The 21,575-nt window shown below is 66.4% G+C and carries 14 protein-coding genes and 6 tRNA genes; 7 read left to right on the top strand and 13 right to left on the bottom strand.

Annotation, left to right across the window (positions count from 1 at the left end; translation table 11 throughout):
* Positions 1-111 precede the first annotated feature (111 nt).
* The gene (locus tag OG205_RS45605) at positions 112-2,946 is read left to right on the top strand and encodes an AfsR/SARP family transcriptional regulator (RefSeq protein WP_330273949.1); all 2,835 of its coding nucleotides are present in this window, start codon (positions 112-114) and stop codon (positions 2,944-2,946) included.
* Here OG205_RS45605 and OG205_RS45600 read toward each other — a convergent pair.
* A complete protein-coding gene (locus OG205_RS45600; protein ID WP_330273948.1) occupies positions 2,937-4,121 on the bottom strand; it encodes a helix-turn-helix domain-containing protein in 1,185 nt (394 codons plus the stop codon). The two genes, OG205_RS45605 and OG205_RS45600, sit on opposite strands and share 10 nt — an antisense overlap.
* A 103-nt stretch (positions 4,122-4,224) precedes the next feature.
* Positions 4,225-4,404, bottom strand: a complete 180-nt coding sequence (locus OG205_RS45595) for a hypothetical protein (RefSeq protein ID WP_330273947.1) — start codon at positions 4,402-4,404, stop codon at positions 4,225-4,227.
* Between the two features lie 218 nt (positions 4,405-4,622).
* Between OG205_RS45595 and OG205_RS45590 the strand changes: the two genes are divergently transcribed.
* Positions 4,623-5,237 carry a hypothetical protein gene (locus tag OG205_RS45590; RefSeq protein ID WP_330273946.1) on the top strand — a complete coding sequence of 205 codons (615 nt, stop codon included), beginning with the start codon at positions 4,623-4,625 and terminating at the stop codon, positions 5,235-5,237.
* Between the two features lie 41 nt (positions 5,238-5,278).
* Here OG205_RS45590 and OG205_RS45585 read toward each other — a convergent pair whose 3' ends face one another.
* The 10 genes from OG205_RS45585 to OG205_RS45540 all read right to left on the bottom strand — a co-directional run bounded on the left by OG205_RS45585 (position 5,279) and on the right by OG205_RS45540 (position 12,620).
* Entirely contained in the window at positions 5,279-8,500 is a 3,222-nt protein-coding gene (locus tag OG205_RS45585) for an ATP-binding protein (RefSeq protein ID WP_330273945.1), read from the bottom strand.
* Positions 8,497-9,105: a hypothetical protein gene (locus OG205_RS45580; RefSeq protein WP_330273944.1), complete on the bottom strand. Its 609-nt coding sequence runs from the start codon at positions 9,103-9,105 to the stop codon at positions 8,497-8,499. The genes OG205_RS45585 and OG205_RS45580 overlap by 4 nt, the downstream gene beginning before the upstream one ends.
* Positions 9,106-9,116: 11 nt before the next feature.
* Positions 9,117-10,757, bottom strand: a complete 1,641-nt coding sequence (locus OG205_RS45575) for a KGGVGR-motif variant AAA ATPase (RefSeq protein ID WP_330273943.1) — start codon at positions 10,755-10,757, stop codon at positions 9,117-9,119.
* A complete protein-coding gene (locus tag OG205_RS45570; RefSeq protein ID WP_330273942.1) occupies positions 10,742-11,404 on the bottom strand; it encodes a TIR domain-containing protein in 663 nt (220 codons plus the stop codon). Before OG205_RS45570 ends, OG205_RS45575 begins: the two co-directional genes overlap by 16 nt.
* Positions 11,405-11,513: 109 nt before the next feature.
* Positions 11,514-11,585 (bottom strand) — tRNA-Val (locus OG205_RS45565).
* Position 11,586: 1 nt separating this feature from the next.
* A tRNA-Gly gene (locus OG205_RS45560) sits at positions 11,587-11,659 on the bottom strand.
* A gap of 169 nt (positions 11,660-11,828) precedes the next feature.
* Positions 11,829-11,900: transfer RNA gene (locus OG205_RS45555), tRNA-Val, on the bottom strand.
* Position 11,901: 1 nt separating this feature from the next.
* A tRNA-Cys gene (locus OG205_RS45550) sits at positions 11,902-11,973 on the bottom strand.
* Positions 11,974-12,014: 41 nt separating this feature from the next.
* Positions 12,015-12,087: transfer RNA gene (locus OG205_RS45545), tRNA-Gly, on the bottom strand.
* Positions 12,088-12,194: 107 nt separating this feature from the next.
* A complete protein-coding gene (locus tag OG205_RS45540) occupies positions 12,195-12,620 on the bottom strand; it encodes an SsgA family sporulation/cell division regulator (RefSeq protein ID WP_030477975.1) in 426 nt (141 codons plus the stop codon).
* 256 nt (positions 12,621-12,876) lie between these two features.
* On the opposite strand from OG205_RS45540, the gene OG205_RS45535 reads away from it, so the two are divergent.
* The 5 genes from OG205_RS45535 to OG205_RS45515 all read left to right on the top strand — a co-directional run bounded on the left by OG205_RS45535 (position 12,877) and on the right by OG205_RS45515 (position 18,675).
* A complete protein-coding gene (locus tag OG205_RS45535; RefSeq protein WP_330273941.1) occupies positions 12,877-13,497 on the top strand; it encodes an RNA polymerase sigma factor in 621 nt (206 codons plus the stop codon).
* Positions 13,494-14,276, top strand: coding sequence for an anti-sigma factor (locus OG205_RS45530; protein ID WP_330273940.1), 783 nt, complete (start codon positions 13,494-13,496; stop codon positions 14,274-14,276). Before OG205_RS45535 ends, OG205_RS45530 begins: the two co-directional genes overlap by 4 nt.
* 22 nt (positions 14,277-14,298) lie before the next feature.
* Entirely contained in the window at positions 14,299-14,721 is a 423-nt protein-coding gene (locus tag OG205_RS45525; protein WP_330273939.1) for a TIGR02611 family protein, read from the top strand.
* 56 nt (positions 14,722-14,777) lie between these two features.
* Positions 14,778-14,849 (top strand) — tRNA-Val (locus OG205_RS45520).
* A gap of 1,123 nt (positions 14,850-15,972) precedes the next feature.
* On the top strand, positions 15,973-18,675 hold the full coding sequence (locus OG205_RS45515; RefSeq protein WP_330273938.1) for an NB-ARC domain-containing protein: 2,703 nt from the start codon (positions 15,973-15,975) through the stop codon (positions 18,673-18,675).
* A 1-nt stretch (position 18,676) separates the two neighbouring features.
* Here OG205_RS45515 and OG205_RS45510 read toward each other — a convergent pair whose 3' ends face one another.
* The gene (locus tag OG205_RS45510; protein WP_330273937.1) at positions 18,677-21,574 is read right to left on the bottom strand and encodes a pPIWI_RE module domain-containing protein; all 2,898 of its coding nucleotides are present in this window, start codon (positions 21,572-21,574) and stop codon (positions 18,677-18,679) included.
* Position 21,575: the final 1 nt, after the last annotated feature.

Raw genomic sequence — 21,575 nt, 5'->3', positions numbered from 1 at the left:
GCCAACGGGCCTTTGCGCGACATTCCACCCAGATGGAAGCTCGTGCACCGGGAGGACGGCGTGGAATTTCGTATGCTGGGTCCGTTGGAATGTTGGCACGGCAACACTTCCGTGACCTTGGGAGACCAGCAACAACGCTTCATCCTCGTCGTCCTGCTGTTGCACGCGAACAAGCCCGTGTCACCCGAACGGCTCACAGAGACCGTGTGGCCCGACAACCCCGAGCGCAGAACGCTGGTCCGCGGTTACATCAACAAGCTGCGCAAGGCGTTCGAACACACTGACGCCACGATCGACACGACACCGACCGGCTACGTGCTGCGCGTCGACGAGACCCAGATCGACACGGTGCGCTTCGACCGGTTGCGCGAGGAGGCCGCACAAGCCCTGCGGAACAACGACCAGCTCAAGGCCGTCGACCTGCTGCGCGCCGCGGTCGACCTGTGGCGCGGCAGGTTCCTGGAGGACATCGACATCGACCGGGTCGGCGGTGCCGCGGTGATCTCACCGGCCGAGAGCTTCGCCGACGCGCTGGGCGACGTGGCCGAACTGCAACTGCTCGTAGGTGACCACCGCTCTGCGCGTGACCGCATGCGCCGAGCCCTGCCGAAAGACCCCGCCAACCAGAGGTACGCCGAACTCCTCATGCGCGCGCTGATCGCGGGCGGTGACGGCGTGGGCGCCATTCGGGTCTACAAGTACGCCTGTACAGCACTCGCAGAAGCCGGTTACGAGCCGGGATCGGCGCTGCGCAAGCTCGCGGCACGGGCAGAGCATGGTGAGCCGGTCAGTTCGCTGCCGTCCCGCCCAGGCGGGTTCACCGGCCGGACCAGCGAACTGGAGACGATCGAGGCGGCCGCCGCCGGCGCCGGTGAACGACGCGCGGTGTGGATCAGCGGCGCGCTCGGCGTCGGCAAGACCGGCCTGGCCGTCGAGGCAGCGCACCGGTTGCGTCCCCGGTTCCCGGACGGCCAGCTCCTGTTGCGGCTCAACGGGTTCACGCCGAACGTGGCAGCGATGTCCGTTTCGGACGCGCTGAGCCAGCTGCTCACCGAACTGGGCGTGCCGGCCGAGCAGATCCCGGACACGGTGGGCCGCAAGGCATCGCTCTACCAGACCCAGCTCTACGGCACGAAAACGCTGGTGGTGCTGGACAACGCGGCGTCGCCCGAGCAGATCCGGCCGCTGCTGCCCGAAGCGCGTGACTGCTTCGCCATCGTCACGAGCCGCAGGATGGGCGAGCCGGACATCAGCGAACACGTGCGGTTGGCCCCGATGCCCGCAGCCGACGCTTCCGCGCTCTTCAGGAGGCTGACCGACCCGTTCCGGGTGCGCGGCAGGGCGGCGGACATCGCGGGCCTGGTGAAGCGCTGCGGGTACCTGCCCGTGTCGATCACGGTCGCGGCGGCGTTGCTGCGCAGGCACGACCGGTGGTCGCTCGACCACCTGCTCGGCCTGATGGACGAGGAGGGACCGCTGCGGGAGGACGCCGCGGTGCTGGCGTCCTACCGGCAACTCGACGACCGGCAGCAGGAGCTCTTCCGGCTCTTCGGACACCTCCCGGGACCGGACGTCGACCTCGTCGGCGCCGCGGCCCTCGCGGGGCTCACCGTCTCCGACACCCGCAGGCTGCTCGACGACCTGCACGAGGTCTGTCTGCTGGAGGAGGTCGCGCCGAACAGGTACCAGATGCTCGACCCGATCAAGGAGTTCGCCGCTCTCGAACCTCCGCCCGCGGACGCTCTGGTGCGCTTGCTCGACTTCTACCTCGTGTCGCTGAGCAGCGCGGTGAGCTCGGCCTACCCGTTCGACCGCACCGTCCAGCCGTCGGTGGACCGCACGAGCCCGCTCGGTCTGCGGTTCACCCGCGAGGACGAGGCGCTGGCGTGGATCACCTCCGAGCGCGACAACCTGATGGCCGCCATCAAGCGTTCAGGCCCGGAGCACGCGTGGCGGCTGGCCGCACTGATCTGGCGACACTTCAACACGGCGAACCGGTTCGAGGACTGGATCGAGGCCGTCGACTCCGTTCGCGCGGAGGACGACCACGGCCAAGCACACGTGCTGTTGCGCCTCTCCACCGCTCACGACCGGCTCGGCAGGCACAGCGAGGCGTTCGAGTTCGCCGAACAGGCGCTGAAGAGGTGGTCCCGGCTCGGCGACGTGGCGGGCGAGGCGGCGACGCTCTGCGCGCTCGCCATGGCCGCGATGCAACTCGGCGCCCACGACGAGGCGGTGCGGCGCTTCGAAGCCGCGCTGACGAGGTACGAGCAGTGCCGGGACCTCCGGGGCCGGGCCCACGCGCTCAGCATGCTGGGCTACCTCAACGAACAGCACGGCAGGTACGACATCGCGGTGCGGCAACACGGCGAGGCCGTGCTGATGTTGCGGGAGATCGGCCACCTGCAGGGATTGGCACACGCGTTGAACAACCGCGGCGCGAACCGGCAGCACCTCGGAATGCTGGAGGAGGCCATCCCCGACCACCTGGAGGCACACGAGATCGCGGTCGGACTCGGCGATGCCTGCGTGGCCGCCTACGCGTTGACCAACATCGCCGACGCCCACAGGCTCGCCGGTCGGCTGGGCGAAGCCCTGCGTCACCACGAACTGGCCTCCGCCGCCGCGGTAGGACAGGCCGACGCGGACCTGCGCGCGAGGCTCCTGCGCGACCGGGCCGCCACGGCACGCGACGGAGGCGACCTGGCCGGCGCGCTGCGCCTCTATCGGACGCTGCTGGACGTGGCCACCGGCACGGGCAACCGCACGCACCGGTCCCACGGCGAAATCGGTGTGGCACGGACGATGCACGCGCTGGGCAGGCATTCCGACGCGGTGGCGCACTGGAACGCGGCCGAGGCCGTGTTCACCGAGCTCGACCAGCCGGAAGCGCAGGAGGTGCCGGCCGAGCGTGCGGCCATGGCATGTGTGTGCGGTCAGCGGTAAGTCAGGAGCCGTTTCAGATCGGGGTAGACCTCTCGCACCGCGGCGTGGTTGTGCCACCTGCCTAGGGTCCTGGCCAGTTGCCGCAGATCCGTCCGGACGGTGGCCGAGTCGACGTGCGCCGCGTCGTCGATAGTGGCGGTGAGCGTCCGGCAGCTCTGGTCGACGTCACCCGACAACGCCTGGGCGAGCGCCTTGCGCGTGCCGAAGCGCGCCCTGGTGCGGCGTGACGTGACCGGTACGACTGCGAGTTGCCGCTCCAGCACGACGGCGGCCTCGGCGTTGAGCCCGAGATCGCTCAACGCCCATCCCCTGGCCAGTTCGAGCGGATCGGGCGCGCTGGGGCCGAGCGCCGGATAAGGGCTGTCCAGCGGCGCGGAGTCCATCAGTCGCACGGCACGGTCGAACGCGCTCTCGGCGGCATAGCGGTCTCCGGCGAGTGCGTGTCCCTGTGCCTCACGTCGTGCGGCCAGTGCGAGGACACGTGAGCCGGCGTTGCCGATCCACTGCGCCTGCTGGGCGAGGTTGATCGTGCTCCGGGCGTCCTGCCGGTAGAACGCGATGCCCGCCTCCCGCACGAACGAGTAGCTCGCGATGTCCGGATCCCCCGCCGCGCGCGACAGTTCGGAGGCCTGCCTGGTCCACGACAGCGCCGCCTGGTCGTCGCCTGCCTCCTGGCTCATCCATCCCGTGTACTCGGACAGGCGCGCGGCGAGCCTCAGCAACCCCGTGCCGATCGACCCGGTGTTCTCCCGCGCCATCCCGTGCACCGTGTGCTGCAGGGCTTTCAGCGGCTCGATGATCACCATCGGGCTGGTGCGCAGTCCCAGCGCCCGCAGGTTCTCGAACGAGGTGCGCATCCCCGCGATCACCTGAGCGTCCGGGGCAAGTCGGAGCCCGTTGCCGGCGAGCGCGCCGACACCGAGCATCGTGCCCGCCACCAGCACCTGACGCCGGGCGAGCGCCGGGGTGCCGTGCATCGCGGCCTCGATCAGGCTCCCATCCACGTCGAGCACACCGTCGCACAGGCGGGCCACCGTCGGCGTCGGCGGTTTCAGGTCGTTCTCGATCTTGCTCAGATAGCCCTTGCTGTAATGAATCAACTTCGCCAGCTGCCCCATCGACAGCCCTGCGGCGATGCGGTGTTCACGCAGCAACTCACCAAAACTTCCAGCCACGATTGCCTCCCGTTCCGGCGTCAGCCGAGTACATCACCAGAATCTGCACGACGCAATCGCCCTGGCCATGACAAATAATGGCCAGGGCGCAATTGCGGTTATGTCATCCGTGCCACGGGTTGCCGCCGCCGTCCTGCGTCTCCGTGGTGGTCGTGGTGGTGGGAGGCGGCGGCGGGTTGTCGTCCGCGTTCGCCGTGCCGCCACCGGAAACAGCGGCGGCGACGGCGAGCGCGGTCACCAGAGTGGTGGCACCGGCGACGAAAGTGGACGCGATTTTGGACATGACGAATCCTCCGAAGGAAATCGCAATTGATTTCGGGATTTCGCCCGCCGTTCTGCGGGCTACTTCGAGGATTCATCTTCAGAATTCGTGATGACAGGTGTTTCCCGTTGCCCACCGAGGTGGTCAACACGTCCACTCCTCATCCACTTCTGGTCAACATCCGGAGTGGATGCTGCGCGCACCCGGCCGGTGGCCGGTCAACACCTGAGGAGGCTGGAGTGACCGAATCCGCGACCTACGACATCGCCGTGTCGTTCTCCGAAGAGCAGCGCACCGTGGTCGACGAGGTGGTCGAGGCGTGCCGGCAACGCGGCCTGACCGTGCTCGAGGGCGACGGCCTGCCCGAGGCCCGAGTGCGTTTCTTCGTGCCGTTCGTGTCCAGCGTGGACGAACTGGCAGTGAACGGTGACGAGCACGTGCTGCCGGTGCTGACAGGTGACGCTCCCGCGCCGTCATCGTTCCTGCGCACCGACGAAGGTCTGGTGGACGCTCTCGTCAGCCGGGTCGAGGCGGCCGAGACCGCGGGCAGGGAACGGGTGTCCGTCGCTCAGGTCGCGACCGAGCTCGAGGTGGCGCCCACGACCGAACAGGCCTCCACCACGAGCCCGTTGCGTTCCCTGGCCGAACAGTTCGCCACCGCGGGCGCCAAGCGCGATCTCGCCGGCACGCTGCACCTCGGTGACACCACGATCGCTGTCCGCGTCGAACGAGCCGGCGACACCGTGTACGCGGTGGAAGTCCGCGACGAGACCGTGAACTTCGTCGTCCTGGGCGGCACCACCGAGCTGCTCTCCACGCTGCACCAACGGATCGAGGACATGCTGGCCTCGTAACGCGAAAAGGGCGGCGCCCCCGTCGGGGGCGCCGCCCTTTCTCACTGCTTCCTGGCTCGCTCGACCACTTCCTCGAGCCGCAACGGGCTCGGAGGGTGATGACTCAGGCACAACGGCGCCCGCATCCGCCGGAACCCGAACGTGTCTCCGGTGACGTAGAACTGCCCCCGCTCCAGGCGGGAGATGTCCGCGATCGAACTCCCCTTGGCCCGCGCCATGTCCGTGGCCGCGGCGATCTGGGCCGGACTGTTCAACCGCCCGAAGAACTGCGTGGTCGCATTGCCGGTGACCTGGTTGTGCACGCCCTTCGGGGCCTGGGTGGCGAGCAACAACCCCAGCCCGTACTTGCGCGCCTGCGACGCCAGCAGGATCGTGGTCTGCGTACTGGCCGTCGCCTGGCCGGACGGCGCGATCGTCTGCGCCTCGTCCATGACCATCAACCCGCCGAGCGGCCGATCGACCGCCGGATTCCGCTTGATCCAGGCGAACACCTCCAGCTGCAACTGGCTGATGAACCCCTGCCGTTGCTCGTCAGACGGCAACCCGATGAAGCTGATCACCGAGACCCTGGCCCGCTTCCCCTGGGAGGGCTCGAACAACTCCCCGGGATCCGTGGCTTCTCCGGTACCGGCGAGGAGAGGATCGTTGACCATCGCGGCCCTGAGCGTCTCCGCCAGGTCAGCCGCAGTAGCCGTTGCCGAGTACAGCTTGCTCACACCGTCCGGCAACTCTGCCAACAGATCCACGAGCCCGTTCAGATCCCGCCTGTCGTTGCGCGCGTAGTGCTTCAACGCCTCCTTGAGCACCGCCCGCCCACGAACAGCGAACTTCGTCTCGTTGGCAATCCGCGCATGAGGCACCAACCGAGCCACAGCAGCCTCGACGGCCGCCCCGAACTCGTCCTCGTCCCCTCGCACCAAAGCGAAGTCGGGCAGGGGATGAAAACTCAACGGTCGCCCGGCAGCCCGTCCCGGCGTCCACACGACCACCTCGGTGCAGGCCAGGTACTCGGCAGCAGCCTCCCGATCCCCGGGCCGCCAGTCCTCCGGCGGCTCCGGCCACGCGTCCCCGAGCCGCGCCAAGTCGTTGTTGGGATCCAGCACGATCGCCGACACCCCCTGCAACGCACACTCCTCGACGATCCGGCGCAACAGCACCGTCTTGCCGCTACCGGACCCGGCGAACACGATCGCGTGCTTGCGCAACGACTCCAGCTCGATCCGGATCTCCCCGTCCATCCCGAGCACGATCTCGCCATCGCCCTGTTCCTGCGGCGGCTTCGGTTTCACGGGCTGGTTCTCCGGCTTCGCCGGCTGCGGCTCTTCTGGCTGCGGCATCGCCGGCCGTGGCATCTCCCGCGGCGGTGGAGGAGGGCGCGTCTCCTGGTGCCCGCTCCTCGTGGTGGTCCGTCCCGGACGAGGCATGATCTGCTGCAGGAACGTGGTGCTGCTGGCGGGTTTGCGTGCGGCGAGCCACGCGAACAGCTGGTAGCTCTGCGTCGACCACATCTCCTTGAGCGCGCCGAAGGTCCGCAGGTCGTCGTCGGAGACGTCGATGCTCCTGCCGCCAGCACGTTCGAACTCGGCGACCTCACCCCGGGTCTTCGCGCCGGTCCACCCCTTGGAGCCGTTGCGGATCAGGATCAGGTGTCGGCCCCGAACGTTCGCCGCCGCGGCACGCGCGTCCCGCAACCTGCGCAGCACTCGGTTGCCGTGACTGCTGGCGATGAGCCGGAACACCCAGCGCTCCTCGACGTCCTTCTCCTCATCCACGGTGTGGCGCAGTCCCGCGTGCAGGCTGTTGTCGTCAGCCTGGGGTTCTGGATGCCAGGTGAGGTCGTCGTTGCCGATCTCGGTGACCCACGACCTCAGACCTGCCAGCAGCAGCGCCGGCATGACCTCGTCCTCGTTGTGCGGCTTGACGTCCGCGGCCGCCATGCTGGGCAGCGCACGCAGTCTCTCGAACTCGGCGTCGAGCTCGGCCAGGTCGTCGGGCTCCTGCTGCGAGGGCGTGCCAGGAGCCTGTGCAACGGGCTGCTGCGCCGTTTTCCTGGCCGACTTCTGCACCGCCTTCTGGGGCGGCTGCTCCTGAGCCGGCTGTTCGTCGAACGAGCGCAGTTCCCTGATGTCGCCGTGGAAACAGCTTTCAGCGTGTGCGTGGATGCGCTTGAGCAGCTCTCGCGGAGTCATCGGCTGCCAGGAACCGAACGCCTCGGGAGCGACTGGCCACGTCGGGTGCGGTGGCGTGATCCCCTTGCGCTGGTAGATGGCGCCCAGCCACTTCTCCACGAGCACGCGGGCGAGCTCCGCGTCCGTTATGGCGACGAGGATCGGAGTCGTCGTGAAGCGGTCGCCCACGGTGTCGCTCGCGATCGATCCGAGCCTCACCCAGGTGTTGGGCAGGCACGCCACGACCGTCAGCGTTCGCCTCGTCGTCTCGCGGAGTTGCATCAGCCCGTCGGAGATGAGTGCGATCTCCTGTGCGAGCTCACTGTTCGTCGTCTCCTCGTCGAAGGCTTCCTGGCTCTTGTTGACGAGCGTGTCCAACTGGTCGACGGCGACCACACACGGACCCGTCAGCGCAAGGATGCGGGAGATGTCCCGCACGAGAGTCTGGGGGCGCTTCGGCTTGACCGGCAGGCCCCAGTGACGGCGTTCGTCCTGCGACTCCTCCAGTCCTTCCAGATAGGCGCGACCGACGTCCGCGTGCTCGGAGGCGTACAACACCAGCGCTTTGACCGTGTCACCACATTCGACCGCGATCCGGCCTTCCACCTGGCGCAGGCCGTTGAGCAACACACGGAGGTCGTCCGGAATCAACGGAGCCTCACCCAGGACCGCCCGCGTGACCTCCTCCGAGGCGTTCGCCCGCTCGCACAACTGCTTCAGCAACACCGTCAGCTGAAAGTCACCGTCATCGTTGGTCCTGAGCAGTTCGCTGCGCATCGCGTCGGCGACGTCGTCCCAGAACATCTGGCCGGACGTGAGCTCGATCAGGAAGAAGTACCCGCCCTCCCGCTGAACCATGCGGCGCACCGAGCCGAGCAGGTGGGTCTTCCCGATGCCCTTGCGCCCCTGCAGTGCGAGCCCGATGGGGCTGGGACCGTCGCTCGCCTTGGCGTCCGCGATACCGGCCCTGATGCGGTGCTCCGCCCTCGGGTGCAGACCGTCGACGTGGGACGGCGAGGTCTGCCAGACGTCGTCGGGCGTCTCGGCGGAGTTGAAACGCAGCGCGGCCAGCGCTTCCCGCAGCTGGGCGGTCATGACGACTCCTCGATCGCGATGAGGTGCAAGTCCTCACCACCGATCCGAACCGCCGAGGCACGGTCTTCTGCGGTGAGCATCTTGGTGTTCGAGTCCGGGGCGAGGTGGACGGTCCCGGTCTTCATCATCTCCAGCAACACGTCGTCCACCTCGTTCTTGCCGGCGCCGTTCAACCGGGAACGGACGCGGGCCAGCCGGATCCAGTCCTCCGGCGCGGTGGCCAGATCGGTGTAGGCCGCGCGGATCAACGACTCCAGGTCGCCCGAACGGACCGCCTCGGCGAGCAATCCCCGCCTGTGGAGGAACCCGATGACACGGCGGAGCATCTCGGCGTGTGCCCGCGCCAGCGGCCCCGACGGAGACGGCGGCTCGCCACCCACCAGGTCGTTCATGCACCACTCGACACCTTTGTCGGTGATCTCGTGCACCAGCCTGCGGCCCTCTTTCGACGTCGACATCAACTCGTCGTCGTTCAGCGGACCGCGTTCCTTGGGCGGCAGCTTGATCTTGAAGCGGTCGGTCAACTCCTTGTGCGCAATGGCGCGGTCTTCCAGCATCAGCTGCATTAGTGCCGCCCGTGCCTGAGGGCCGTACGTCTCCGGCATCACGCCGCCTTTCAGTCCGTGAACGCGTTGATTCGTCGATCGATCCGGGTGAGCAGGACGCCCACCTCGGCACGTAGTCGCGCCGGTACCGCGATCCCGGCCCCGTCGCGGTGGGACTTGCTGAGCAGCAGCAGGTCGGCGGATCGGTCGCGCAGCAGATCCATGTCCCCGTCGTCGAGCGCCGAGGACATGCCGAGCACCGTTTCGTCGATGAGCGCGAACCTCCCCTCGTATGGCAGCAGCTCCGGCAACTCCCGCAGAGCCGCCTCCGCACCGCGCAGGGCTTCGAGGTCCGGTTCGGTCTCAGGGGCCGGTGTCGCTCTGATGAGGTCGTGCAGTTCCCGCGCCACCCGGACGGGACGTGAGGTCCGGTCGAACTCGAGATGCCTCAGGCTGCGCAGGAAGCCGGGCAACCGCTCGCGGTCCGTGCCGCGAGTCAGCAGGCAGAACATCTGCCGCTGGGCGCCGTCCGGCCCGAGCGTGCGCCGCATGAACCGTTCCGCTTCGGTCAGCTGCCACCGGCTCAGCTCGCCGTCGACCACGAGACAGAGGTGCTCGGCGGGGTCACCGGTCTGATCGAGGAACTCCGGGTCACCCGACACCGACCTGTCCGCCGTCACGCCGAGCAGCCGCAGCTCGGTGATCAGCTCCGTTCCCGTGCGCCACAGCGTTCGCGGGCTGGACACGAGGAGATCCCAGTCGAACTTGCGCCGCCGCGTGCGAGCGGCTGCGACGTAGGCGTCGCGGTTGTCGGCCAGCAGGTCGGTCCGGTCGAACTCGTGTGCCATCACCGCGGCGACGGTCTCCAGGGCGAAGGAGATCTGGTCCGGCGACGGAGGGCGCTCAAACAGCACGGGAAGCAGTTCGCCGAAGCTCCAGTAGGAGATGTACGGAACCGTCAGATGCCGCACCATCTGTTCCGGGGTGACGCCCTTGACCAGCCAGTTGTCGAACAAGGGAGCGACGACCCCCACGCACTTCTGCTGCCACTCCTCGGCCCGTTGGTACTCCATCCGGTTGTCCAGCCGGGAAAGCACCGGCATCACCTGGTGACGCGGCCGGTCGTAGGGCAGCCGATCCCTCGCCATGTCCGCGAGGTAGGCGATGTCCACCACCTCGTTGAGGTTCTGCTCGTTGGCGGTGAACACCACTACCAGGCGGTCCGGGAGCTGCGCGGTGCAGATGCCCGCGATGTCGGAGACACCGGTCCGGCTGTCGATCAGCACGAAGTCGTACTTCGCGGTCCACTCGTCGCGGCGGTCTTCGAGGAACTCGGCGAACCCCTGCTCGTAGAGGTGCGACCAGTCGATCTCCTGCATCCGGTACGTGTAGGAGGCGTCGAGCTTGTTCCCCACGACCTTGCCGGCGGCCATCAGGTCCAGCACGCCGCCCTCGACGTCGACCCGGACGGTGTGCGATCCGGGTGCTTCGACCTTTCTGATGAAGTCGTAGGCGAGATCGACCACGCCGCTGTCGGGCATCTGGGAAAGGTGCGGGCGGAAGTAGAGGTGAAGACCCGGTGCCTCCAGGTCCCAATCGATGGCGAGCACCCGGTAACCCCAGCGAGCGAGCAACACCGCCGTGTTGGCCAAGGTGAAGCTGCGCCCGACGCCGCCTTTGTAGGAGTAGAACGTGATCACGGTTCCGGACATGGCTTGAACCTCGGCAAGGGCGTTCGCGGAGTGACGATCGGGTCGGGACGTTCGACGATCGGCCAGTCGGGTTCCCAGTCAGGAACCTGGTCCGCCAGTTCGACCAGATCGCGCGCCAGCTGCTTCACCTCTTTGTGAAACTGGAAGTAGTGGACGGTCTGCTGATAAACCGGATCGGGATGCGCGTATTCCTTGAAGTCGTGCCATTTGCGCATTTTTTCCTCCATCGGGAAGTTCTCCGAATCCGAGTAGAGGATCGGGTAGATCAAGCCCTGGGGGATCTTGGGACTCGCGAAGCCGAGCAGGTCCTCTCGCGCCCTCATGCTGTAGAGCTCCGCCATGCACCAGCCGGACGTGAAGTAGTGCGGCGTCATGACCTGGATCATGATCTTGCTGCGCCGCAGCGAGGTCTCCAGGTTGTGCGACCACTCCACCGCCTTGGGCATGAACCGGTCCATGTAGACCCTGGGCGTGGGCGCGCACTCATCGGCGAGGCACTCGACGAGTTTGTTGTAGAAGTGGTTCAGCAGCCATTTCTGCACACTTCCCTGGCGGCTGTAGCTGATGAAGAAATCGAACTGATAGCCGGACACAGCGACCAACAGTAGATGCGACCTTGCCGCGATAAAAGACAAAAAAGTGGGCATTTTTCGCCCTACCGACCAATAACTGGACAAAAACTGGGCGACGGACGAGAAGTTGCCGTGAACGCCAAGAAGCCCTCGATCATGTTCGATCGAGGGCTTCTTGGTTGAGTGGACGATACAGGGATTGAACCTGTGACCCCTACCGTGTCAAGGTAGTGCTCTCCCGCTGAGCTAATCGTCCGAGCGGATGACGAGACTCGAACTCGCGACCCTCACCTTGGCAAGGTGATGCGCTACCAACTGCGCTACATCCGCGTGCTCCGCCGGTTTCCCGTGGTGCGAGAGGAACTTTATCCGACGGTCCCCGGAAGTTCCAAATCGGCTGATCTTGAGCCTGTCGGACTGCGCCGAGCCGGCCAGAAAGGCGCGGAAACGCCAGCGGGGCCAGGTGCACTGTGCACCCGGCCCCGCTGATGATCCAAAGTGGACGATACAGGGATTGAACCTGTGACCCCTACCGTGTCAAGGTAGTGCTCTCCCGCTGAGCTAATCGTCCGAGGCGGAGACGGGAATCGAACCCGTGTACAGGGCTTTGCAGGCCCTTGCCTAAGCCACTCGGCCACTCCGCCAGGAGCATGACTCCACGACGGCTAGCGCCGGGGAACCACAGAGCGGATGACGAGACTCGAACTCGCGACCCTCACCTTGGCAAGGTGATGCGCTACCAACTGCGCTACATCCGCGTTCATCACTGACTTCATGATGTTGAAACAAAGCTTATACGAGGGGTTCAAGCGGGTTTCACCGGGGGGTCCCGCATCGCCATCGCGGGCCCCCTACCTCGGATTATTCAGCTGAGGTCGTTCGAGATGAGGTGCGTGAGCGCCTCGTCGACGTTGACCCAGAGGTGCTCGTTGCCCGGCACGACGACGTCGTAGGTCCGGTCGAGGAAGTCGGCGAGTTCCTGTGCGGACGCCTCGAACATGGCGTGCCCGGAAGGCGAGCTCAGCTCGATCACGACGACCTCGGGGTCGTCGGCGGCGGGGCGGATCCGGACGTCACCGTCACCGGCGTCGGCGATGAGACCGTCGGCGAGCAAGTCGCGGGCGTAAACCCACTCGACCCAACCGGCGCGGCCGGTGCGGAACGCGGCGACGACCGCGTACGGGTCCTTTGTGTCATATCGCAGCTCCACTTGAACCGGGACCGCAGGGGTCCTCGGTGCCAGCAGGTCGAAGACCGCTGTCGAGCGGAGCGTCACGTGATCGTTGCGCATCGTCGTTACCCTCTTCTCCCTTCCCGGTCAATGAAACGACCGAGCACCTTAGTTGTGACGTGCATGTGGCGAGGAACGCTCGCGAATCGGGCCCAGATCACCCCATCGGGTCAGCTTGACTCCGCAACGCGACCGTATGCACGCGCTCCGTGTCCTCCTCGCTCGTTAGCCGACGTTCAGCGACTCCCATCTTGCTGGGTCTAACCTGAACCCGGTACCGGCTGTTGCGCGAATGTTGGACGTGAGGACATCTCTGGTGGCTGACTCGCCCGGCCCAACCGTCGCGTCGAGCGACGGCCGGCCGACCGATTTCGAGCTCGTGCAAAGACTCGCACAGGGCGATCGGCCGGCGTTCGGTGAGCTGTACGACAGGTACGGCACACCAGCGTATTCGCTGGCCAGGCGCATCTGCGTGGACCCGGACCTGGCCGAGGACGTCGTCCAGGAAGCCTTCCTCGCGCTCTGGCGGAACCCCGCCAGGTTCGACCCCGCCCGCGGAAGTTTCGGCACCTGGTTGATGACTTTGGTTCACCACCGCGCGGTGGACGCCGTACGTAAAGAGAACACTCAGCGTCGTCGGACTGTTCCCCTCACCGACGATGTCTCCCCTCCTGCCGAGGGCTCCGACCACGCAGCGTTGGTCAGCGTGGTGAGCGCCGAGGTCAGAGCGGCCCTGCACACGCTGCCGGAAGAACAGCGCCAGGTAATAGCGCTCGCCTATCTGGGTGGCTACACGCAGTGCGAAGTGGCAAAGCTGACAGGCGTACCCCTGGGCACTGTGAAATCGCGCACGTTCGCGGCGATCAGACGCCTGAGAGGCACGTTGGGGAACTTGTGGGCCGGAGAGACCGGCGAGACGACGGGAGTTCACCGGTGAACGGCGACCTGTGCGCTCAAGAGGAGCTCGCCGTCGGCTGGGCGATGCACTCCTTGGAGCCAGACGAGGAAGCACTGGTTCGCGACCACCTGCCGACCTGCACCACGTGCCAGCGCACCGTGGAGGCGACGCAGGAGGTGCTGGCGGGCATCGGCGGCGCGGTCCGCCAGGAACAACCACCACCCCGCCTCCGCGCGAGGCTGATGGAACAGATCGAGCACATCCCCCAGGAAGTGCCGGCACAACACACCCCGCGCCACGCGGCCCCGATTCCGCTGCGCCCGCAACACCGCCGCCGCACCGGCCGCGTGCTGCTGGCCGCCGCGGCAGCGTTGGTCGTACTGGCAGGCGGCGGCTACCTGGGCGTGCGCGTGAACCAACTCTCGAGCGAGGTCACGGCCGCACAGACACGCACCGACGAGCTGAACAAGGCCCTCTCCCTCGCTGCGGACCCGACGACCAACAGGGCGGTCCTGCGCACCGGATCAGGCGACGAAGTGGCCGTGGTTCTCTCGAACCCGACCTCGGGCGCCGTGATGCCGATGAACCTCAAACCGAACGACACGGGTCACGTTTACGTAGTTTGGGGTGCGAGCACCAAAGCGCCGGTACCGTTGGCGGTGTTCGACGTGCGCGCAGGCTCCACAGACCCGCAACTGCTGGCCTGGTCCGCCGACGCGCACAAGCACACGACCTTCGCGGTGTCGCTCGAACCAGGCCGCCAGGCCCCGCCGAAACCCTCGGAGGTGCTGGCAGGAGGTCAGGTTGCACCCGCCTGAATCCCAACAGGATGATCGACACATGACGAAGCCCGAAGTGAAGCCCGACGAGCACAAGGGCTGGCGCCACTGGTTCCACCGGAACCCGGCGCTGAACCTGGCCTACCGAATCGGCGTGGGCGTGATCGGCGGCCTGGTGCTGATCGCGGGCATCATCATGATCCCGTACCCCGGCCCGGGCTGGCTCGTCGTCTTCGCGGGCCTCGCCATCCTGGCCACGGAGTTCGAGTGGGCAGGCCGAGTCCTGAAGTTCGCGAAGCGCTACTACGACCGCTGGGTCGCGTGGCTCAAGCGCCAGCCGCCGTGGGTCCGCGGCCTGGTGATGGCGGGCGTCTGCGCCATCGTCCTCGTCACCTGCTACTTCCTCAACGTGTTCGCACTGGTGGGAGGCTGGTTCGGCCTGGAGTGGTCCTGGTTGCAGAGCCCGATTTTTGGTTCTCGTTGATGATGTTGTAGGCTATGGCCACACCGCGAGAGCGGGGCAACACCACAACAGAACACGGGCGTTTAGCTCAGCGGGAGAGCGCTTCGTTCACACCGAAGAGGTCACTGGTTCGATCCCAGTATCGCCCATGATGTGTTTTACCAGGTCAGATGGGGTGTCGACGATCTTCGTCGACACCCCATCTGCGTTGCGTGGGAGCAAATTGGGAGCAGAAGTCCTCCCTCAACCCACTAGATCTACGCGAAGTCTTGTCGCCGAGATTCACAAATCCGCAGGTCAGCGAATTGCGGCTCATCGACTTGCTCGTGACCTCTTCGCCGCCACCTAAGAGGTCACCAGGTGTCAGGCTCGTTTACCTCGGCATCCCTTCCAAGGAACCCACACAGTACGACCTCAGACCCGATCATTGGACGATTGGCCCTTTGGACTACAGCACTGCCCTCATGACCGGCATGCCCCTCCGCGAAGGCGCCAACACCTTAAGACGCTGCGACGGTGAACACAGCGGTAGGGGTCGGTGGTCCACCAGCGATTACCGACCCCTACCGCGAGACAGCAGAACGAGCTTTACTTCTCGCGGTCTCCTGTACCGCCGTTGCCGCCGCCACCACTGTTTTTGTTCTTTTCGACGTCCATGGTCAGGACCTTTCTGCTGCAACTGTCGGCGAAGTGCGACGCCGAGCCGACCGGAGGGAATCGAACAGTGCACGCGCCACCCAGAACTTGAAGCGACCAGGCGACGTGACACCCACAATGTGGAAGCGCGCCAGAATCATGAAGCAGCACACCACCAATGATCCCACCCGGCCCGCCGAACGCCCGAATGTGTTGCCCTGGCCACCACGGTGGCCATGTGACGTGGCGGACCTGAGAGCGCGGTCGAGGCTGGAGTCGCGGCAGGCCGCGATACGCAGATGGGGACGCCGTCGAACCGATCCGGCGCTTCGCGCGCTGTACCGGGCCAGAACGAACCCGCACATCCACATCCTGACCTGAAGGCCAGGCACGTCGCCGTCCGCCAGTGGACTGTCTCGCATTTTCATGCTTCTCCTCGTGCATGTCGCTTGGACGCCACAAGACTGGCGAATCGCCGTTGACCGAGCGTTGACTGAGCGTTGACTCACCCCGTTCGAACGACGCGATTGCCCAGGTGGATTTACTCTGGGTAGGTTTACTGTCGTGTCCGCAGACAGAATCCAGGTGAGCGTCCTGGGGCGAGTTACGGCAATTCTTGACGGCAGGGAATTGCGCATGCAGGAGCGTCAGCGTGCCATCCTCGCAACGGCCGTTCTCGCCGATTCCTTCTCCGTGACGTACGCCCGGTTGCGCGAGGTGTTCGGCTCAAGCCCGGCCGACGGGACCTTGCGCACTCACGTGTCGCGTCTCCGCTCTGCACTGGGCGCCGATGCTGTTCCCGACACTCAGGATCGGATTGTGCACCTGTGCATCCCGAAGGAGAACATCGACTACTGGCAGCTTCGGCAGCTCTCCGCGCGAGCAAAAGGGATGCTTCCCCAGGAGCGAGTGGTGCCGCTGCGTGAGGCGAGTGCCTTGTGGACTGGCCAGGATCCACTGTCCAATGTCGGCACGGTACGGCTGGACGCCGAGATCGAGGACTTGAACGACCTCGGACGCAGGGCGTTCGCCGACCTGATCAGAACCGAGTTGCTGCTGGAAGAAGCCGAGGCCGCCACGGTCAGCGCGGCGAGCGCGGTCGAGTTCTGGCGTGCTGACGAGGAGTTGGCCGGCCTTCTGTGGAAGGCGCTGGCAATGGTCGGTCGCAGCCATGACATCAGGCGTGACGTCGAGAAGCTCGAACGCGCGGTCTCCCGGAACGGCGGCAGTCTGAGCAAGGAGATCCGCCGGGAAGCACGCGACCTGGAGGCCTTGGCTCTCACGCGGGACTGTGAGGCGCGCCCGACGCACTCACCGGTACCGCGCCAACTGCCGATGGCATCGGCGACACCCGTCCACGGGCGGGCCGCGGAACTGGCCCGCCTGGACGCTCTGCGTGCAGAGGAGACCGGGCCACGGCTCGCAACGGTGTCCGGCATGCCCGGGGTGGGCAAGACGCAGCTGACCACGTACTGGGCCCGGACGTCGGAGCACCACTTTCCAGACGGGACTCTTTACGCGGACCTCCACGGCTATTCGGCGAACGAGCCGCAGGCCGTCGAGGGCGTGCTGGCCCGGTTCATCCGGGCGCTCAGGGGTGATCCCCGGCAGTTGTCCGGCGACGAGTTGACCGCCGAGTACCGGTCTCTCGTCAGCGAGCGTTCCGCACTGGTGATCCTGGACAACGCGCTGAGCCTCGACCACGTCCGCTCCCTGCTGGCCACCGGCGCCAGGAACATGACTGTGGTGACGAGCCGATCAAGGCTGCTCACGCCCGACACGATCGCGCAGGTTCGTGACATCGTCCTGGCTCCGGTGGAACTCGAAGCCGGTTTCGAAATTCTCCGCCACACCGCCGGTTCAGACCTGGTCGACAGCGATTCGTTCGCAGCACGTGCCCTCGCGCGGCGCTGCGGCGGACTGCCACTGGCCCTCACGCTCGTCGGTTCCCAAGCACGGCGACGACACCCGCACGGACTGAAGTTCCTGGCGGAAGAACTCGATGCCGGACGCCTGCTGATGGACATCGGGGCGAGTGCCGGCACCGCCGGTCTACGAGAGGTGGTCGACTGGTCGATGAAGACACTCACTCCCCAAGCCCGCAGAGTGCTCCAGGTCATGGCAGTGCACCCCGGTCCATCGGTCCGCGCGGATCAACTCTCGTACCTGGCGGACCTCAGCACTCACGAAACGCTTCGCGCGGTGGACCAGTTGCTGGACAGCAGTCTCGCGATCGCGGCCCCGCCGAACCGCTTCGCGCTGCACGACGTCATCCGGGAACGTCTCACTGACCTGGTTCCGGGAGCAGAAGCGACCATCGACGTGACATGCGTACGTGACCGCTTGCTCGGCTACCTCCTGTGGGCGGGCGTCATCGCGGACAAGGCCCTCAACTCCGGCCGTGAACTCCCTGTCCCCGCTCCGGATCCGAACGCGCCGCTCCCCGAGCTTAAAGACGAGAAGGCGGCGATGGTTTGGTTCGATCAGGAACACACGACCTTCCTCAACGTCCTTCGTTCACCCGCGTACGACCAGCAGCCGTTCAACTGGCTCCTTCCCGCTGTTCTGTGCGCCTACCAGACCCGAGCAGGTCACTGGACCGCCGCCGAGGGGCTGCTGAAGTCGGCCAGGGACGCCGACAAGTCGACCCTGGCCGACCCCGAACGCCTGTGGGCGGACGCGGTGACGCTTCGCTTGCTCGCACTGATCCAGCGCAAGCGGGGGTTGCTGGAGCCCGCGGCCAAGAACCTGGAGTCGTCGATCCTGCGTTGCCAGGAAGGCCGATTCGGGCTGGACGAGGCTCACGCGCACCAACTCCTCAGCGTCGTCCGCGAGGACCTCGGGCAATGGGACAGCGTGGTGACGCACTCCACCATGGCGTGCGAGCTCTACCAAGAGCACCAGGATCACCGCGGGGTCGCACACGCCTTGAACAGCCTGATCAGCATCGACCTCGGCAACGGGGAGCCCGGGCGCGCAATCGCCCGCGGACCGGCCGCCCTGAGCGCGGCAGAACATGCGCGGGACAACTACGGCATGGGCGCGATCCACCGCAATCTCGTGCGTTGCCTGCAAGAGCTGGACCGGCACACCGAGGCGATCTCCCACGCCGAGGCGGCGATCCGGCTCTACGAGGTGGGCGCCCCGGCCAACGAGGCCCACGTCCAGGCTCAACTGGCCGAGTCCTACCGCCGGCTGGGCAGGCGCGCTGAACAACGATCCGCCGTAGAGCGCGCCGTGGCTCTGCTGGACAGGTTGACGGACAAGCGAGATCGCGACCGGGAGCTGCTGCGCGAGCTGAAGCATGACTTGGCGCTCCTCGGTTGCGGCGACAGTTGAGTCAGTCGTCGGCTTCCTCCTCCGTAGTCGCCTCGTCCTCGTGACTGGGGTCCTCGGCCGCTTCTTCGTCCTCCTCCAGATCGTCCTCGGAGGTCCCCAGAGGCAGCACGTACTCCTGTGCGAGCGCAGCAAGATGCAACGGCAGTGGAAGCCTCAACGCATCCAGATGATCCGGTGCCTGGCGCAACTGGTGCACGGCCATGGCGATCGACTCCGGAACGTCTCCGGGGTGGCATCCGACCACAGCGATCTCCAGGAGGTTCGGATTCCACCCCGGCACCGCGGTGTCGATCGTCAGCTCCCCTTTGCGCTCTCCCCTACGAATCGTTCTCAGCGTCAGCTTGTCCGCCTCCACCGCAGAGTCCTTGAACGTCGCCGGCTTGGCCGAGGTGCTGTAGAAGACCCGCGCGTCCGCGGAATCGTCCGTGCGCTCCCAGAATCCGGCGGCAAGCCCGTTGACCTCTGACGGGTTGTCGATGCCCCACCACTGCGCGGTCTCACGCTGATCACCCGTGCGCACCCGTACAAGCCTCAGCCACGGCCTCAGCTCCATCTCAGGCGTGTGACCCGTCCGGATCATGTCCTTGACGACTACACCGTCCTGCATCCAGGTCCACAGCTGTCTGGCGTTCTGCGAGTGGGCGAGCAACACCGTGGGACGGGACTTCACCTCGGGCGAGAGCAGAACCTTCTTGACGAATCGTTCTGTCTCACGACGACGCAGTTCCATCTTCTTGCGATGAGCGGACCACGACACCCACTCCTCGTCTTCGGCGTTGACGACGTCTTCCGGGCGAACGTTCGCAAGCTCAGGCAGTCTCGTGAGGAACCTCGGGTAGCTCGTCCACGCCCCCACTCCCTGGAACGCGGCGAGGTCCCACCCGAGGACCGCGTCGGCGCCGACCGAGTCCGGGCGGACCAGCACCGCGATCGGGAACCGCCGGGCAGGTCGGCCCGGACCATCCCTGCGCAGGCTCGCCATCCAAATCGCGAGATACTGCGTCTCTGCGGGAAGGCCTTGTGACACTTGAGGAATCGGGACCACACTCGCACCTCGTTGCCGAAGCCCGTCCATCCACACCGCGATCGCGCGACGTTCGTCCTTCTTCGCGCTGTGGAACTTGGCCGACACGCGATCGGCGATGAACTGGGTATAGACACCGACGTCCGCGCTCCCGAGACGCAGAGGGAACTTCGGATCGTTCTCACGATTGCGGAAGACCTTGCGCGGGGCGAGTTCCACGACGGCGAGGTCCGGCGCTGCGATGCTCGCTCCGTCCTCGGTGAGGAACTTCGCCATTCGTTGTCGGCAGCGGGTGAACGCCGCCACGTGATCATCGCGCCTGGTCTTCGACTTCTGGTCGACGCCGAGGCCGTCGCCCAGACCGTGAACGAGCCGGACACAGCGCAGCCGCACGGCCAACTCCTCCGTGTCCCAGGTCAGCTGCAGCGGCTGGTCCAGGTCGGCGTGAACGTCCGACCCTGCGGCACCGCCGTCGCCCGTCAGGCCGAGCGCGGCGATCAAACCGTTGATGGCGAGTGTCTTCGTCTTCTCCGACTGCCACAGCAGCCTCGGTTCGAAGACAGGGATGCCGGACTCGGTCCACTTGGCACAGGTTCGCCCCACCGATATGCGCCGCGCGCGAGCGTTGCGCTCCTCCGCTCTTGCGCGAGCCTCGCCGGACGAGTCCTTCCGCTTGTTCGCTGGAGCGTCCGGGCCGGATCGCGACCGCAGGAGATCCGGAACGCGGACGAGTTCGGGGAACAAGGCCTGTTCTGCCCACTCCACGATCCGCGATCGCTGGTGCGACATCACCCCGACGGCGACGCCGTGCTTGGTGCGCATGCGGTTGTTGTGCACGACGAGCGCGTCGATACCAGACTTCCTGCGGATCCAGCGGTCTGGGCGGCTCAGCAGGTCGGAGACCAAGGGAAACGGCCGGTTGAGAGCGAGTCTGCTCAGCAGGCCTGCCGGGTCTCCGTGCCGCCACCGATGCTCCCCGGCATCGCGGTCCCAGGTGAGCCTGGCAATGCCGTACCGGTCGCTGATGGGAGCATCCGGCAACCAAGGTGCGGTCGGACGCAGGTAGACCGAGGTGTCGCAGCCGAAACCCAGCCGGAGCTTGCCGCTGTCCACGTCCGGGATCGTCGCCCAGCGGCGCAGGCCCAAGTGGAGGTGAAGGGTGGGCACAGAGTCGAACGGCACGGTGTGCAGGGTCAGGTTGATGATCACCGAGAACCACCAGGTGTTGCCTCCGCTCTCGTACGGCAGAGGCTGGGACATCAACTCCGCTCCCTGCTGCCTGGGCCCTCTTGCCACCGCGCGGAAGCGCAGGAGGTCAGTGCCCGTGTCGTACGGCTCCAGTTCCTGGATTCGCCGCGCGAAGTAGTCGGTGGCCAGCAGGTACTGGAGCTCGTTGGGTTGTGCGGTACCTCCATCGCTCTGATGGGTACGCAGCAGCGGAACGTCGACATCGGGCCAGATCGGCGGCAGCTCCCGGAGCTCCGCCACCAGCTCACGCACGTCACCGCCGAACTCTGCCTCGGGCCGGAGGTCGTACGCCCAGGCCTCGAGAAGGCGGTGGAACACCTTCTCCGGCAAGGGATTGGAGCGATCCGCCGGGCAGTAGAGCCACTGGGGAACCAGGCTTTCGCGATCGGCGGGCGGGCGGCGCAGCACCACGACGTCCGAGGCCAGCGTCTGCAGCAGTCCGTTCAGCCGATGAGTCGGCGCGGTCCGGAACGGCTCCTTGTCCACTCGCCCGAGGTTGCACACCCTGAGCACACCGGATGCGAGCTGCTCCGGAAACGGGAGGCTCTGGTACGAGGCGGTCAACGGCACGTCCATCAGCGCTGGGACGTACGCGGCGCGACGAATGTTCCGATAGGCGAAGAACAAG

This window comes from Lentzea sp. NBC_00516, from assembly GCF_036346835.1.
Classification (GTDB): Bacteria; Actinomycetota; Actinomycetes; order Mycobacteriales; family Pseudonocardiaceae; genus Lentzea; species Lentzea sokolovensis.
This window is presented reverse-complemented; position numbering and strand designations above follow the sequence as displayed.